Source organism: Paenibacillus silviterrae (genome assembly GCF_030167925.1).
Classification (GTDB): domain Bacteria; phylum Bacillota; class Bacilli; order Paenibacillales; family NBRC-103111; genus Paenibacillus_G; species Paenibacillus_G silviterrae.
This window is the reverse complement of sequence record NZ_JASKUT010000002.1, coordinates 117,033-133,044: the sequence shown is the minus strand read 5'-3', so window position 1 is coordinate 133,044 and position 16,012 is coordinate 117,033. Positions and strand designations below refer to the sequence as shown.

Below are 16,012 nucleotides of genomic sequence, written 5' to 3'. Positions count from 1 at the left end.
CTAGAAAATCGTGGCGTTTACTTTCGTTTCCTTGTATCGGAACAGCTCTGCAGGACGATGCGAGGTTCGTTTGGTCGTTTTCGGCCGCAGCACGCCATCCTTTGCTTCCATTACGTTTTCCAAAAACTTGTATTTCTTTCTCGCGTTTGCGGAGAAGGTAGACTCAATCTTAATGGCCGGGTCCTCGGGAGCGACCAGCAGCAACAGATTGCGCAGCTCCGAAAGCGTAAACTCCTCGGGCAGAAACTCCTTGAACATCGTCGTTTGTAGCAGCTCGCGGCGAATAACCTCCACAGCCTCCTGAATGATCATCGCGTGATCGAAGGCGAGCTTGGATTCGTCAAGCTCATGAACGGCGAACAGCTCCACGTCCTCGGCGTCATCTGCTGCCTTGCGTCTCTGCAGTACTTCTTCTCTTACAATCGCATAAAATGCATTGGAAATAATCCATCCCCGAGGATCCCGTCCCGGCTTGTCGTAAACGGCGAAATGCTTCATAAAGATGCCGTTCACGCCTGTTTCCTCCGCAAGCTCCCGGTGCGCCGCTTCCAATGCCGTTTCGTATTCATGGACAAACCCGCCGGGCAGCGCCCATTTGCCTCCTTCAATATTCGGCTTGCCGTTCTGATCGGATTTGGCTCGTCGAATGAGCATCAGCTTTAATGTATACGTTGGAGGCTTATGCTCTCCCTGTTTATCCGATACGATCGTAAATACGGCAATGTCACTCGTATATCCGTCCGGTGTCCTATACTTTCTCATCTTGTCGTTCACCGGACATTTCGTTTCCGATTCTACATGGGTCAAGGCAGCGCCTCCCTTTTTTTGTATTTAGTATTTCACTAATTACTTAGATTATATTCCAGCATATACAACAAGTCAATACTTTCATTATGACATTTAAGAAAACGGGCTTTATTTTCCTAATACTGGTTAGCAAAAGTGGAAATGCTAACCGTGAATTTATTCCATTGTTTGAAGAGGAGCAAGCCGATGAATCCAACTAAATATGCCAATAACTTAAGCATGCCGGAGCTGGATACGCTGGAGAAGCGTCTCAACCCCTTTGAGCTTCTGTCCAAGCTCAGGAAAGAAACGCCCGTACGTTACGATCCCGTAAGAAGCTGCTGGGACGTGTTCACCTACGAAGAGGTTCACCGAATTCTCAAGGATGCTGCTACCTTCTCCTCTGTGAGAAGCAATGCAGGGGGGCAAAATTTGCTGTTCATGGATCCTCCCAAGCATACCCAGATGCGCGATCTGGTCAATAAAGCCTTTACCCCCCGAGTCATAGAGGGCTTGGCCCCAAGAATTCGCTCGGTTACCGAGGAACTTCTGGCTGCGATAACCGGAGAGGAGATGGATGTCGTTGCGGAGCTGGCAACACCATTGCCCGTAATCGTTATCGCCGAGCTGCTGGGTGTGCCGTCGAAGGACAGGCAGCTGTTTAAGCGCTGGTCCGATTCGCTGGTTGAAAGCGCAGAGGGAGTATCCGATGAGGCATTCCAACGGCTGAACGAGAAGCGAATTCAAGTCGTCATGGAGCTTAGCCAATACTTTAAGGGGATATTGGAGCAGCGTAGTCAGCAGCTGCAGGACGATCTAATCTCGGCGCTGCTTCAAGCGGAAATTGAGGGCGAGCGTTTGTCGGAGCGGGAGCTGATACACTTCTGTATTCTGCTTCTGGCTGCGGGCAATGAGACGACCACCAATCTCATTACGAACGGCGTAAGGCTGTTGGCAGAGCGGCCGGAGCTCCAAACCGAGCTGGAGAACAACCTGGAATTGATCCCCGGGTTCGTCGAAGAAGTACTGAGATTCTACCCACCGATCGTAGCCATCGGACGCGTTGCTGCCAAGGATACAATGATTGGAGGACATACGATCAAGGCGGGAGAGCAGGTCATCTCTTGGGTCGGGGCAGCCAACCGGGATGAAGCCAAGTTTACAGCAGCCGAGCAATTCAATCTTCACCGCAAGCCGAATCCGCACATCTCCTTCGGCTTCGGCATTCATTTCTGCTTAGGCGCGCCGCTCGCACGGTTGGAGGGCCGGATTGCCTTTGAGCTTCTGCTTCGGCACATTCGAGACATTCGTCAAATTCCCGGCAAGCCCACTCCCCCGATCCCAAGCTCGTTCGTCTTCGGAATGAAGCAGTATCCGATCTCGTTTCAACGTAGCTAGCCTCAATGTCCGTAAGCATTATGAAGAAGCTCTCGCTCCTTAGGGAGATTTAGAGAGAGCTTCTTCATCCATGTAATTATAGCTTGCATAATCCCTAAGGTTGATTGTATTTGCCAATGGTGATCCAGTCACGCTCATGCACGCTAAGAATATGCGAGAGGGACACCCGCTCCCCTTCCTTCGCCAACACGGCAAATCGTGAATTCATTCCGGTCCAGCCTTCCAAACCATCTTCTACGAAAGTCCCCGCGGCAAACGAGAGAGCATGCTCCTTATCGGACCAGAATTCGATCTGCTTCGTTTGTATCTGCGGATCCAACTGCTCTATAAGCAGCAACAAAAACAGCTTTTGAAAATCGGTATTAGAAGGCACCTCTTGGTATCCCTTGGAGTAAACGATCGTCGTATCCGGTTTACTAGCAATAACCTCATAGGTAAGATTGTATTTGCCATTGAGAAGTGCAGCTACGAACTCGCGATATGAATTCGTAATGTCGACCGTATTGTCGGTCTCGTTCCATTCCACCTTGGCTCCGAGGGCCTCGGCAAGAGCTCTTGCCGATACCATTGTCGTACCGTCTTCCGTTACCTGAAGATCGGTTTTCAGCGGTCCTCCTTGAACCAGCACCTGCCTAACCGATTGTATCGTGTCCGACGCATATGCTGCTGTCGCAGCTAACAAGACAACCGCGCACGCAATCCCGACGATGTGTTTTTTCAACCCGGATCCTCCTTCATGTAGGCCCGGCAGCCTTCTTGCTTTGCTGGATCTGCTGCTCTTCCACATAATTGCGATAGGCTCTGCCATGATAATAATCGATAATGTCTTGATTGATTTCGGGATAGAGCCGGATCCCTTCTAGATCGGAGACAGGGATCCACTTCACTCCGATTTGATTCGGATCCGGCTTCTTCGCCTCCGGTTCATACTTTGTAACCTATCGCCCCAAAGTGCTGGATAACGGAATCGTTAGCTGTCTCATATCCGGGCTCCAGCACCCGCTTCAATGCAAAGCCCGCTCCCATGAAGCCGTTGAGATATTCGGCAACCGGACGGTGGTAAGCGCCCAGCGTTGAGCGAAGCGTGCCGGTCCCATGAGATTTCCAAAACTGCGGAGCATATTGGTATACCTTTCTGGCACCGTCATCCAGAGGATGACTGAAGGGGGACTGGAAGCAAGGATGCATAACCAGCCAGATCATGATCCCTCCATGCTTCAGAATGCGGTGGCTCTGTCGAAACACCGCCTCATGGTCCGGAAGGTCCATCAGCATGATGCTCGAGACGACCACATCGAACGATTCATCCTGCAGCGTCCGAAGGGTCATGGCGTCATCCCGGACCCATAGCACTTCAGCTGTCAGCTTTCTCGCCAGATCGAGCATCGCATGGCTGTAATCAACACCCGTGACCCTGGCGCCAAGACGCTGCAATCGATCTGCGAGCTCGCCTTGACCGCAGCCCAAATCACAGAGCTCTTTGCCGCTCAGATCCATCTCCTTGCTTACCTGTTCCACAATGTACTTATGAACTTTTCTCGGAACGCCTTGTTTGACCATCGCATCGTACTGTTCGGCAAACGAATCGTAATTCAGCATGGAATCCATCCCCCATTATATGGAATATACTTCCTTATAACGCTAGTGTAAAGGATTGGAATCCATATGAAAAATATATCATTTAGAACGAAACGTTCTCTATACGAGATCGATTGATTTGGGCAGACAGGCTATTAAATCCATCAAGGGATACCCGGCCCTTGGCATGCATGCCTTTATCAATACTTTCGAGTTGCAATCTCTTTCTCAGCAGTCGCACCCGTAAAGATGGTCTCCGGCGTTACGATTCGTTTCGGCAAAATACGTCCATCCATAAGCTCCTTGACCGCCTGAACAAGGTTAGGTCCGAGCAGCGGACTGCATTCGACTACACTATTGATTTTTCCTTCCAGAAGTTTCTCAAGCGCCCTTCTTGTACCGTCAACGGAAACGATAATAATATCCTTCCCCGGCCTTAACCCGAATTCCTCAATGGCTTCGATGGCTCCGATGGCCATATCATCATTATGCGAGTAAAGTACTTGTATCTTCTTTCCATGGGATTGCAATAGTGAAGCCATAACCTTCTTTCCCTCTTCAAAGGTAAAGCCTGCATATTCGCTCTGAAGAATATGGATGCCGGTCCGTTGCTCGATTACATCCCTGAAGCCCAAGCCTCTGGCAATCGATGGCGTCGAGCCTTCCGTTCCCTTCAATTCAACCATCCCGACAGTATCCGGGAGCTTGGCAATTTTATCAAGCACATACTTGCCTGCCTTTTTGCCCTCTTCGTAGAAATCGGAACCGATAAAAGACACATACAGCGTTGGGTCTGACACCTCGACCAATCGGTCGATGATGATGACAGGGATTCCCGCCTGCTTCACATCCCTAAGGATCGGCTCCCATCCTTTCTCAACAACCGGGGCAATCGCAATCACGTCTACCTTCTGCTCGACAAAGGACCTTATCGCGTCAAATTGACTTGCTTGCGACTGCTCTGCGTTTGCGAACAATAGATCGATACCCGCTTCTCTGGCAGCCTCTTGAATCGAGGCGGTGTTCGCCTTCCTCCACTCGCTTTCCGAGCCCAGCTGTGAGAAGCCCATGGTTATTTTTCTCTGCACCGGTGCGGATAGCAATTTAGTATCAGGCTCTGTCGTCGATAGTTTGGCCGGGCGCTGCTTCTCATCCGTAACACTGCAGCTTATGCTAAGTAATATAATACAAAGGATAGAGAGGACTTTGAACAGGCTCCCAAGCGCGCCACTCTTCTTCTCACGCTCCATTTTATCTCCCCCTACACAAGCAAACTCACAATATCAGGAAGCGCTTACTATAAGTATTTTAGTATGGAGAAGGAAGGCTTGACAACCGAAACCTATGAAAAAAAAGGAAAAAACAGGAGAGTCCGCTTCCTGTCCGCTCCTGTTTTATGTCTTGTTTATGATTTGCGTTGAAGCCAAGCACGCTCGCTCAGCAATCTCTGCATTAAAATGAAGGAGAAAAGCAGGATTCCGATGACGATCTTCGTCCACCAGGAGCTAAGCGTTCCCTCAAAGCTAATGATGGTTTGGATAACGCCCTGTATCATGACTCCGAAGAAGGTGCCTACGATGTATCCAACACCTCCTGTCAGTAGGGTGCCGCCGATCACCACCGCTGCAATGGCGTCAAGCTCCATGCCCATCGCATGCAATCCGTAACCGGACAGCATATAGAAAGTAAATACAACGCCCGCCAGAGCAGAGCAAAAACCGCTGAAGGTATACACTAACACCTTCGTTCTCGCTACGGGAAGGCCCATCAGTAAGGAGGATTGCTCGCTCCCTCCCAGGGCATAGGTATTACGGCCAAAACGGGTATAATGCGCCGTATAGAAGCCCAAGCACACGACTAACAGAGCAATCATCACGCTGATGGAGATATAATTGCCGCCAGGCAGATTGATTTTGGTCTGCGCCATCGAAGTATAGAACGGGTGGTCAATCGTAATGGTATTGATGCTGATCAGATAACAAAGCCCTCTTGCCAGAAACATGCCTGCCAAGGTCACAATGAACGGCTGGATTTTAAAATAATGAATGATGGCTCCCATGGCGCCGCCGAAGCAGGAACCGATCAGCAGCACTAGCGGTATGACAGCCAAGGGTGACCATCCCGCTTGAACCAGGCTTGCAGATACCATGGTAGTTAAGGCAATCATGGAGCCAACGGACAGATCAATGCCGCCGGTTAAAATAACAAACGTCATGCCTACGCCCGCTATTAACAAAAAGGCGTTATCAATTAGCAGGTTCAGAAGAACCTGTGCGGAGAAAAAACCCGTATATTTAAAGGAACCGATAGCAAACAAAAAAAAGAAGAGGCCTATCGTTACGAGAATAGGAATATGTTGACGTTTAAGCACGATGCTTCACCTCCCGTTCTGCCCCGTAATGACGTGTTTTTGCGCGGAGCGCGAGAGTTTTGCGAAATGGCTCGGACTGGACCAAGCACACAGCCAGTACGACAAATGCTTTCACTACAAGTGTAATTTCCGGGGGAACACCGATCATATAAATGGTCGTGGTCAGTGTCTGAATGACAAGCGCCCCAACCAAGGTTCCGGTCAAATAAAATCGTCCGCCGGTGAGTGACGTACCTCCGATAACGACCGCTAGAATAGCGTCAAGCTCGTACCAAAGGCCGGCATTATTGCCGTCAGCACTAGATACGTTCGAGCTCAGGATAAGTCCCGCAATTCCGGCGCAAAGGCCACAGAACATGTACACGGCGTACAATACGGTTTTGGAGCGTATTCCGGCAAGCCGGCTTGCCGTCGGCTTGCAGCCGACAGCTTCAATAAATAGTCCCAATGCCGTCTTCCTGGTGAGCCATGCGGCAATTGTGAATACCGCGGCCACGATAAAGATAGAAAAAGGGAGGGTTGCCAGCGATCCCGCTCCAATAAATTTGTACGAGGTGCTGGATACGGTAATAATTTGTCCGTTCGTGATCAGCTGGGCGATCCCTCGGCCCGCTACCATTAGGATCAATGTCGCGATGATCGCCTGCATACCGATATTGGCAACAAGGAAGCTATTCCATATTCCTAATGCCAAGGAAAGCAACAAGGCTACGCCGACTGCCGACAGCACCACGCCCACCGTATCCTGTTCTGTACCGCTGCCGATTAAGAAGCAAGCCATCGCTCCGGAGATGGCAACGATCGATCCGACAGACAAGTCGATCCCTCCCGTAGCGATAACCAGGGTCATGCCTATGGCCACAATGATCAGCGGTGCACCGAAATTGAGAATATCTATCAAAGTGCCATATAAATGCCCATCGCGAATCTTAATCGAGAAAAACTCCGGAGAGTAAAACAGATTGAATAGTAATAATGCGCCGAGTACGGTCAGCGGCCAGAATAGATGATGCTTTGCCATAGGTTCAGCCTCCTGCTATTGCTTTCATGACGTTCTTTTGACTCTTGTCTAGCCCGGATATCTCCTGAACCTTGTGCCGATCCCGAAGGACGACGATTTTCTCGCTGACCCGAAGCACTTCCTCCAGCTCAGAGGAGATGAACAGTACGGACATCCCCTTCTGCGCCAAGGACAGTACAAGCTTCTGAATTTCTGCTTTGGCTCCGATATCGATGCCTCTAGTCGGCTCATCAAGGATGAGGAGCTCAGGCTGTGTCAGCAGCCATCTTGCCAGCAGCACCTTCTGCTGGTTGCCGCCGCTTAAATTTTTAATGAGATGCTCCGGATTGGGCGGATTAATGTTTAATGCTTTGATATATTCATCTGCGATTTCATCCTGACGCTTCCTTGAGATCGTTTTAAACCAGCCCTGCGAAGCCTGTAAGGCCAGGATGATATTCTCGCGAACGGTCAAATCGTCAATGATTCCTTCGGCCTTCCGATTCTCGGAGCAGAAGGCGATCGAGTGATCAATGGCTTGACGCGGGGTATGAATGGCCGCAGCCGCCCCGTTAATCTTGATCTCCCCGCTATCCGCGCGGTCGGCCGCGAAGAACAATCTGGCCAGCTCCGTTCTGCCTGAGCCGAGCAGTCCCGCCAGACCCACCACCTCGCCTTTATGAATCTTCAGGTCAACAGGCTCGATGGAGCCTCTCCTGCCAAGCTTGGCAGCCTCCAACCACACATCCTTCGGAGCTCCTGATTCACTCGCCTTTTGCGGCAGCTCTTCAAGAAGATGCAGATCCTTACCTATCATTTTGGATACAAGCTCCAAGCGAGGCAGATCCTTTGCCATATATTCGCCAATGAATTCCCCATTACGGAGAATGGTTATTCGATCTGAAATTTCATACACCTGGTCCAGGAAATGCGTAACGAACAGGATCGCAAGACCTTCACTCTTCAGCCTTGACATGACAGAGAAAAGTTGAATCACTTCACCGCGATCCAGACTGGACGTAGGTTCGTCCAAGATTAGCACTTGTGCGGAAATATTGAGCGCCCTTGCGATGGCAACCAGCTGCTGCACGGCAACGGAATACGTATGCAAAGGCTGAGTAACGTCGATCTCAAGGTTCATTCTTTTCTTCAGCAGCTGCGCTGCATTACGATTCATTTCCTTCCACAGGATCCGTCCGAAACGACGCGGCTCGCGACCGATATAAATGTTCTCGGCAACGGATAAATTCGAGCACAGGTTGACTTCTTGATACACCGTACTGATTCCCGCATTCTGAGCCCCCTGAGGGCTCACGATCCTGACCGGGATTTGCTCAAGCTCAACAGTTCCCTGATCAATAGAGTGAACACCTGTCAAAACTTTAATCAGCGTTGATTTCCCCGCACCGTTCTCTCCCATCAATGCGTGAACTTCCCCCGGAAACAATCGGAAATTCACGTTAGTCAACGCTTTTACGCCTGGAAATTGCTTGTGAATCCCCGACATTTGCAATACCGGTCGAGATGTATTCATAACCCCACTCCGTTCCCTTCAAGGAGTAAAGCCGCTCCATGCGTTGAACGTAAATAGAGCGGCTTTTTATTTGTTATATCGTTCGTTCTAGTATTGACGATTGGGCAGCTCGCGCTTCGCATCCTCGGATGTGAATACGCCTTCCTTCGTAACGATGCGCTTAGCCAGCTGCTTGCCGTCAACCACATCGCGTACCGCCTGCATCAGCTGAGGCCCAAGTAGCGGATTGCATTCAACGATGAAATTAATCTTCCCTTCGCTGGCAGCAACAAAGCCGTCTTTGACGCCGTCAATCGAAATAATGATGATGTCCTTCCCCGGCACCAGACCAGCCGCTTCGATCGCTTGAATAGCTCCAAGAGCCATATCGTCGTTATGTGCGTAGAGCACATCGATTTTCTTGTGAGCCTTCAGGAAGGCTTGCATAACCTCCTTGCCCTTAGCTCGTGTAAAGTCGCCTGTTTGCGAAGCAATGACCTTCAAATTCCCATTCGATTTGATGATTTCTTCAAAGCCGGCTTTTCTATCATTGGCCGGTGCAGAGCCTGTCGTACCTTGCAGCTCCACAATGTTTACGGGCTCCTTAGCATCCTTATACTTGTCAACAAGCCATTTGCCCGCCCGACGGCCTTCTTCTACAAAGTCAGAACCGATGAAAGTCTGATAAAGCGAGGTGTCCTTGGAATCCACTGCGCGGTCTGTAAGAATAACCGGAATCCCGGCATCCTTCGCTTCCTTGAGAACCGTATCCCAGCCGGATTCGACAACCGGGGAGAACGCGATAACATCCACCTTTTGCTGAATGAAAGTACGAATCGCTTTAATTTGATTTTCTTGCTTTTGCTGGGCATCAGAGAATTTGAGGTCGAAGCCCGCTTCTTTAGCGGAGTCTTGAATAGATTTGGTATTCGCCGTTCTCCAGCCGCTTTCTGCGCCTACTTGAGAGAAGCCGAGTACAATTTTCTTATCGGCCGGCGCAGGCGCCTTCGTTGCATTCCCTGGTGTCGGCGTGCTATTGGTGCCGTTCCCTGTCCCTTGCCCGGCATTGCCGCAGGCTGCCGCTAGCAGCACCATGGCGGAAGCCAGTAGTAACCCCATTGTCTTTTTGGTTTTCATTAGTGCTTTCCTCCCTTTTGTTTCACCAGATCGAATTGGTGTATCTAGAGTATAGAATGGTACACAGAGGCCGGTATACGGAGGATTATGTTGCGTTTTTATAATTTTTTTCGTATTTTCATGTTGGCTTCCGATGAACCTTTGTTTTCTTTTTTAATACTTGTAGTTTTTTGTTTGTGATTGCGTTTTGCTGAATCATGCTGCATAATTTATCCATACAAGGTATCCCGTATATATTCCATAAGAGGTTCTAAGCCAATGAGACTACTGAAGACGATAACGTCCAGTCTGCGTGCCAAGCTTCTAACGATGTTTGTTATTCTCACTTGTGTACCGCTCATCTCGGTCGGTCTTATTTCTTATCAGAAATCTTTTACTACCGTATACAATAACAGTAAAACGGCGACCAAGATCCAAGCGCAGCAGCTAGCCAGAGACATTGACAACCTCTTCATGGATACACGTAAGCTTCTTGAGCTTGGGAAAGACCCGAAGGTTCTCCAATTTTTATACTCTCAAGATGACTCCTACGAGAATGCCAAGGACATTCTAAGAACCATGTCCTCCTATAGACAAACCTACCGATATGAAAACGTATTAAATATAACGATGGTAAATCTGTATGGACGAGGGATCAGCGAGCGCCAGGGCGTATTTCAAATCAACCGCAATGCCATCTCCAATCCGCATTTCACCTATTTATTCAGCAATACCGATGCCGTGCTCAGCATCCCTTCCTCCGACCCATCAGCTTTGAAGCCTCTGGACGACTCTCAATACGTGAAGTCGGACGTCATCTCCATCGTTACTACGATTAAGCAGCGAATTACGCACGAGATCATCGGATTCATTATTGTAGATGTGGACGACAATATCGTGAAGCGCTTCTGCGATGAGGTCACGATAGGAACCACCGGCTTTTTCTATGTGGTCAATCAAGCCGGCGAAACGATCTTCAAGCCTTCAAGACTATCGTCGAAAAATAGTAAGGTTCCAACAATGGAACAAGTAACTATGATCATGACAGGTGAAGAAGGAAGCCTCGTAGAAGCTTCGGAGGGGAAGCCGAAATTTATCGTCGCATCTTCCTCTAAAGCGACCGGTTGGAGCATTATCGGTATTGTTCCTTTACAAGAAATCGTAGCGGATGCCAATGCCATCCGTCAGCTCATCATCATCAGTGTGGGATTGAGCATCGTGTTCGCGATTACACTGCATTATTTTATTACCAATCGTCTCACCCTCCCCCTGCACGTCTTGAAAAATAAAATGCAGCTGGCCTCCTCAGGCTTTCTTGAAGCGAAGGTCACAATTAGCGGTACGGACGAGGTTGCCGATCTGGGGAACAGCTTCAATACCATGATTGATAAAATCAGGAGGCTGCTGGATCAAAGCATAGAAGAACAGCAAGAGATGAAGAAGTCGGAGCTTCGAGCGCTGCAGGCGCAAATTAATCCGCACTTTTTGTACAATACGCTCGACTCCATACTGTGGCTGGCCGAGGCCGGAAGAAAGGAACAGGTGGTTGAGCTCGTTCTCGCCGTATCACGGCTCTTCCGCATCAGCCTTAGTAAAGGAAATGACTGGATACCGATCAAGAAGGAGCTAGAGCATATACAAAGCTATTTGACCATTCAGCAAACTCGATATCGCGACATTCTGGATTATGAAATTAACGTAAGTCCGGAGATTCATTCGTCATCCATTCTCAAAACCGTTCTTCAGCCCATTGTCGAGAATGCGCTTTATCACGGGCTTAAGAACAAACGGGGTAAAGGCATGATCCGTGTCACCGGCTACTCAGATGAGAATAACGACATCATTCTTATCGTTGAGGATAACGGCATCGGAATGACGGAGGAAAGGCTTATGCAGCTGCGCAAATATCTGGATGATCCCCGCTCCCCTCAGGAGACCGGCAAAGAAATATCGGGAGGCTTCGGTCTACATAATGTAAACCTGAGGCTTCGTTTATATTATGGGGAAGCCCATGGCGTTCAAGTGACCAGTCAGCCCTTAGTGGGAACAACCGTTACGATCCGAGTACCGACGAGATTGGAGGATCCGCATGAAAAAAGTGCTTCTGGTTGATGATGAAATCTTATTTAGGGAATCGATCCGCCAATGCATCGATTGGACAAAAGAGGGCTTTATGTATTGCGGGGACGCACCGGACGGCGAGGTAGCACTCACCATGATCGAACAGCATCAGCCTGACATTCTGATTACAGACGTATCCATGCCCTTTATGAATGGGCTCGAGCTTTGCAGTATCGTTCGAAAAAGCCATCCCGACATGAAGATCATTATCCTAAGCGGGCACGGCGAATTCGAATATGCCAGAACGGCCATGCGCATGGGGGTTGAAGAATATTGCCTCAAGCCGTTTTCTTCAGCGGAGGTCATAAAGACGCTTCACGATGTAAGCGCTAAAATTGACTTGGAGCGCGAAGAGAAGCTTCGCATTGAAAGCTTGAAGCGCAAGGAATCCGATTCGCTTCAGCTCACGCAAGACAAGCTGCTGAACGACTTATGCAGCGGCTTCGTTACCACGACGGAAGCCATTCACCTGGGCGCTAGCCTGCATATGAATCTGGTTGCCCGCTATTACGTTGTTATTGTCGCGGATTACCGGGATTCCGCCGGCTCCCCGGATCAGGTGACGGACCATCAACCCGTGCTGGAGCAATACAACGGATTATTTCAAATGAAGCATACATTGCTATTCCGGCGAAGCCGGACCGAAATCGTATGGATCATGAAAGCAGATTCCCTGGAGCAGCTGCAGGAGCAGCTGCAGCCGTATAAAGAGCTGCAAGTCTATAGGAATGAGCAGTCCCCTCTCCCCTTGACGATTGGAATAGGGAGCGTTCAAGACAGATTGCAGAACGTTCATATCTCGTTCCTTGAAGCTGCCGAGGACATGTATTGGCGCAGATTGTCAAGACAAAACCGTCATGCCATGTGGGAGGTGACTTCCGGCTCGCTTGACCATTTGTTCTACCTGGATAAGGGAAAGTTCGTCACTTTCCTAAAGATCGGCACGCCAAGTCAGCTTCAACCGTTCATCCATGATTACGCCTATGCGCTCAGAGACATTGAGTGGCATCTGTCTCCGCTTGGCTATTACATCTTGAATGACCTCACCCTGGAGGTATTTCGTTCGGCAAGGGATATGTATCGCCACCTTACGGAAACCGAAGAGCTGCTTAAGCTGCTTCAGCAGCAGATCGGCCAGATCCACACCTGGGACGATGCCTGTCAATACCTTACTAAGCTGACCGAGCAATTCTGGTCATGGCGCTCTCACAATTATGATAAATACGGTGATATGCTAAACAAAGTGAAAGCCTATATTCATGCCAATTATGACAAGGACACCATCTCGCTGCAGGATGCCGCCGATCATGTGAAGGTTAGCCAAAGTCATCTTAGCAAGGTATTCAGTCAAGAAACCGGGCAAACCTTCATCGAATATTTGACTCAGGTCCGTATGCATAAAGCCATGGAGCTGCTGCGTTCGACATCGGCCAAGTCGTATGAAATTGCATTTCAAGTAGGCTATAATGATGCCCATTATTTTTCCAATTTGTTCAAAAGGTATACCGGCAAGACAACGAAAGAGTTTCGGAAGCAAGGGGACGAAGCAGTCGCCGCCTTAGAGGGGGAGTAGTCATGCAAGCCTCCAAGCCTTCATTTCGTCAGCTTCTTATGCTGATACTAACGGTTATTCTTCTGGCGAGCTGCAGCCGTTCCATTTCCTCCGATACCGTGAACAATGGATACGAGAATGAAATTTCCGTCGCCGCATCGAATACCGGGCCTATGCCTGAGCGGACCTTTGGGATCCTGTATCCGATGGCACATCCTTTTTACGAGAACATAACAGAACAGATGGAGGAGGTAGCCAAGCAAATCAACATTCAATTGATAGTAAAAGCACCGGCCGAATGGAATGCAGAGCAGCAAATGCGAATGCTGGAGACCATGATTAAACAGAAGGTAAGTGGTATCGCCATAAGTCCGATCGATCCCGTCGCTCTCGCTCCGCTAATCAATAAAGCCGTTGCCGAAGGTATTCCTGTCATTTGCTTCGAGGAAGATGTGCCCCAGAGTCAGCGTTTATCCTTTATCGGTGCAAATCCATTTCAAGAGGGTAAGCTGATGGGGGAAATCATTGAACGGCGGCTAAAGGGGAATGGAATGATCATGATCCAGGGAGGACTCAAGAATTCGTTGCGCGAAAGGGTCAGGCTGGATGGGATGCTGGACTATTTACATGCTCATTCAGGAATTGATATCTTAGAGGTCAGGTATAATCAAGGTAATAGCGAGAGGGCTCTCACGAATCTGGAGAAAATGATCGATGACCATCCCCACTTTGATGCTTTGGTCTCCCTGGACATGATCTCCAGCTCCACGTCTATTTTAGTTTGGAAGGCGCAAGGTCTCAAACGTACAGCACTTACCTTTGGGTTGACCCCGGAGGTGAAAGAAGCCGTGTATAACGGCCAAATCGAAGCCGTCATTTCCGGCAAAGAACAGGCCATTGGCCTTCATATCATTGAGCAGCTGCTTCAAGCCTCCTTAGGCAAGCCTATTCCTCCCGTTGTGAACCTGGAAATATCAGAATTGAATAGGAACAATTTATTTGACTAGAGGCTCAAAGGGGTAAGGAACGCATGTTCCCTACCCTATTTTTTTTGATCACCGGCGAGCACAAGGATGTTTTCCTTTTGAAACGCATAAGCGGTAAAAGTAACCGTATCTTCCGAGGAGAGCTGGTTTTCACGGATCAATTTCTCCTTCAGCTTGGCCATAAGGCCTTTTGCATTTACATGATCAACTTTTGCCCAGACGGTATATTGATGTTTCTCTCGTATCGTATTCATGTCCATGATTTAGTCTCCTTAATTGATAAGCCCCATCCCGGTGATGGATTGCTAATACTCGGGATAGGGCATGCTTGAATTACTTTTCGAGTATCCTGGAGGCGACATACGCAAGATCCGTAATATCGATCATATCATCGCCGTTCATATCTACCATCTTGGCTGTCTGCCAGTCTGTGCCCGCAGAGTTTTTTCCGTAATGGTAAGCAACCATGGCAAGGTCACCTACATCGATGCTTCCGTCCTTGTTGAGGTCTGCAGACACTTCCTTAATCACGGCTGTCTCGAAGGTCCCAACCGCAATGCCCAGTGTCGTTAAGGCACTATCAACCTGTGCCTGAGTGGAACTTGAGTTGTCTTTTACGGCTTTGGCTGTATTGATGGCAGCACCGAATGCGTCTTTGGCTGCCTGCGGGTATTGGCCCGGCAGTGTGCCGACTATAGCAGCGTCATACAGGCCTTGTGCATTGGTTATCGCTGTGATCAATGCGGTCTTGTCTACAATCGGTTCTATACTACCTACGGCAATGCTCTTACTTCCAAGAGCCGCCTGAATCACGGTTCCCTCAGGAGCCACACCAAGCTTTGCCTGGGTAACTGCAATCGTTCCAATGGTATTCTGAACGCCTGCCTTCACCTTGAAGGTGAGCGTTAGAACCGGAGTGCTTGCACCGGACACCCCTCCGATATTGGCGGCAATGAGCCTAACTTTACCGGCAGCGGCTTTCTCCTCTGTAACGATCTGGATGCTGCTGCCGGCACCTGCTGCACCCACCTAGTCAAATAGGTTAGAATCATAGGCCAAGGTAACATCCTCGGCATACACACTTTGTGTCACATTGTTCAGACTCAGTCCAACTGTAAAGCTGCTGCCTGGCTTCACCATGCCATCTGCCGAAAGGGAAGCTGCAGGTACTTGTGGCTGAGCGGGTGGAAATACCGTAATATTTATTACCGCTGTCTTATTCCCGTCTGCCGTTGTCGCAGTAATCACTGCATTGCCTGCCGTTATTGCGTTTACTGTAATCCTTGTAGTTCCCGTCGCAGGATCATACTGCGCCCCGGTTACTGTTGCAATATCCGGATGACTTGATAAGAAAGTTACTTCCTTGTTAATTGCATTTGCAGGGATTATCGTTGCGACAAGTGTTCCGGTCGAACCTGCTTCCAAGCCTACCGCCAAGATCACTCCTGTTACCGCAGCTGCTTGCACTGAAGGGATCATACTCATAAACAAGCTCACTAGTATAGCTAATAAAATAATGGGAGAGGTCATTTTCTTAGCTTTTCTCATTTTTTTGAGCTCCTTTATTACATTGAGCATTTACTTATCAAAG

General features: G+C 49.2%; 16 protein-coding genes. 4 read left to right on the top strand and 12 right to left on the bottom strand.

Features of this window, described 5'->3' with window-relative positions:
* The gene (locus QMO62_RS24465) at window positions 1-807 is read right to left on the bottom strand and encodes an NUDIX domain-containing protein (RefSeq protein ID WP_348651723.1); all 807 of its coding nucleotides are present in this window, start codon (window positions 805-807) and stop codon (window positions 1-3) included.
* Between the two features lie 186 nt (window positions 808-993).
* Between QMO62_RS24465 and QMO62_RS24460 the strand changes: the two genes are divergently transcribed.
* Complete coding sequence (locus QMO62_RS24460; RefSeq protein WP_284645119.1) at window positions 994-2,184, top strand: cytochrome P450; 1,191 nt, start codon at window positions 994-996, stop codon at window positions 2,182-2,184.
* A 94-nt stretch (window positions 2,185-2,278) separates the two neighbouring features.
* Here QMO62_RS24460 and QMO62_RS24455 read toward each other — a convergent pair whose 3' ends face one another.
* From QMO62_RS24455 to QMO62_RS24420, 8 genes are all read right to left on the bottom strand, one after another.
* A complete protein-coding gene (locus tag QMO62_RS24455) occupies window positions 2,279-2,905 on the bottom strand; it encodes a stalk domain-containing protein (RefSeq protein ID WP_284645118.1) in 627 nt (208 codons plus the stop codon).
* Between the two features lie 13 nt (window positions 2,906-2,918).
* Window positions 2,919-3,071: a hypothetical protein gene (locus QMO62_RS24450; protein WP_284645116.1), complete on the bottom strand. Its 153-nt coding sequence runs from the start codon at window positions 3,069-3,071 to the stop codon at window positions 2,919-2,921.
* A gap of 37 nt (window positions 3,072-3,108) precedes the next feature.
* Entirely contained in the window at window positions 3,109-3,783 is a 675-nt protein-coding gene (locus QMO62_RS24445) for a class I SAM-dependent methyltransferase (RefSeq protein WP_284645115.1), read from the bottom strand.
* A 179-nt stretch (window positions 3,784-3,962) separates the two neighbouring features.
* The gene (locus QMO62_RS24440; RefSeq protein WP_284645114.1) at window positions 3,963-5,012 is read right to left on the bottom strand and encodes an ABC transporter substrate-binding protein; all 1,050 of its coding nucleotides are present in this window, start codon (window positions 5,010-5,012) and stop codon (window positions 3,963-3,965) included.
* 155 nt (window positions 5,013-5,167) lie between these two features.
* Entirely contained in the window at window positions 5,168-6,133 is a 966-nt protein-coding gene (gene yjfF, locus QMO62_RS24435) for a galactofuranose ABC transporter, permease protein YjfF (RefSeq protein WP_284645113.1), read from the bottom strand.
* Window positions 6,126-7,154, bottom strand: a complete 1,029-nt coding sequence (locus tag QMO62_RS24430) for an ABC transporter permease (RefSeq protein ID WP_284645112.1) — start codon at window positions 7,152-7,154, stop codon at window positions 6,126-6,128. The genes yjfF and QMO62_RS24430 overlap by 8 nt, the downstream gene beginning before the upstream one ends.
* Before the next feature lie 4 nt (window positions 7,155-7,158).
* On the bottom strand, window positions 7,159-8,667 hold the full coding sequence (locus QMO62_RS24425) for a sugar ABC transporter ATP-binding protein (protein WP_284645111.1): 1,509 nt from the start codon (window positions 8,665-8,667) through the stop codon (window positions 7,159-7,161).
* Between the two features lie 87 nt (window positions 8,668-8,754).
* Window positions 8,755-9,783, bottom strand: coding sequence for an ABC transporter substrate-binding protein (locus QMO62_RS24420; RefSeq protein ID WP_284645110.1), 1,029 nt, complete (start codon window positions 9,781-9,783; stop codon window positions 8,755-8,757).
* Between the two features lie 258 nt (window positions 9,784-10,041).
* Here QMO62_RS24420 and QMO62_RS24415 point away from each other — a divergent pair, with 258 nt between their 5' ends.
* The 3 genes from QMO62_RS24415 to QMO62_RS24405 are packed head-to-tail and all read left to right on the top strand — an operon-like array spanning window position 10,042 to window position 14,442.
* Entirely contained in the window at window positions 10,042-11,874 is a 1,833-nt protein-coding gene (locus tag QMO62_RS24415) for a cache domain-containing sensor histidine kinase (RefSeq protein ID WP_284645109.1), read from the top strand.
* The gene (locus QMO62_RS24410; protein WP_284645108.1) at window positions 11,852-13,456 is read left to right on the top strand and encodes a response regulator; all 1,605 of its coding nucleotides are present in this window, start codon (window positions 11,852-11,854) and stop codon (window positions 13,454-13,456) included. The genes QMO62_RS24415 and QMO62_RS24410 overlap by 23 nt, the downstream gene beginning before the upstream one ends.
* A 2-nt stretch (window positions 13,457-13,458) precedes the next feature.
* Complete coding sequence (locus QMO62_RS24405) at window positions 13,459-14,442, top strand: sugar ABC transporter substrate-binding protein (protein ID WP_284645107.1); 984 nt, start codon at window positions 13,459-13,461, stop codon at window positions 14,440-14,442.
* A gap of 35 nt (window positions 14,443-14,477) precedes the next feature.
* Here the strand turns inward: QMO62_RS24405 and QMO62_RS24400 are convergent, their stop codons facing one another.
* The 3 genes from QMO62_RS24400 to QMO62_RS24390 all read right to left on the bottom strand — a co-directional run bounded on the left by QMO62_RS24400 (window position 14,478) and on the right by QMO62_RS24390 (window position 15,969).
* Entirely contained in the window at window positions 14,478-14,681 is a 204-nt protein-coding gene (locus tag QMO62_RS24400; RefSeq protein ID WP_284645106.1) for a hypothetical protein, read from the bottom strand.
* A 73-nt stretch (window positions 14,682-14,754) separates the two neighbouring features.
* Window positions 14,755-15,450, bottom strand: a complete 696-nt coding sequence (locus QMO62_RS24395) for a dockerin type I domain-containing protein (protein ID WP_284645105.1) — start codon at window positions 15,448-15,450, stop codon at window positions 14,755-14,757.
* Window positions 15,451-15,969 carry an Ig-like domain-containing protein gene (locus QMO62_RS24390; RefSeq protein WP_284645104.1) on the bottom strand — a complete coding sequence of 173 codons (519 nt, stop codon included), beginning with the start codon at window positions 15,967-15,969 and terminating at the stop codon, window positions 15,451-15,453.
* Between the last annotated feature and the right edge of the window lie 43 nt (window positions 15,970-16,012).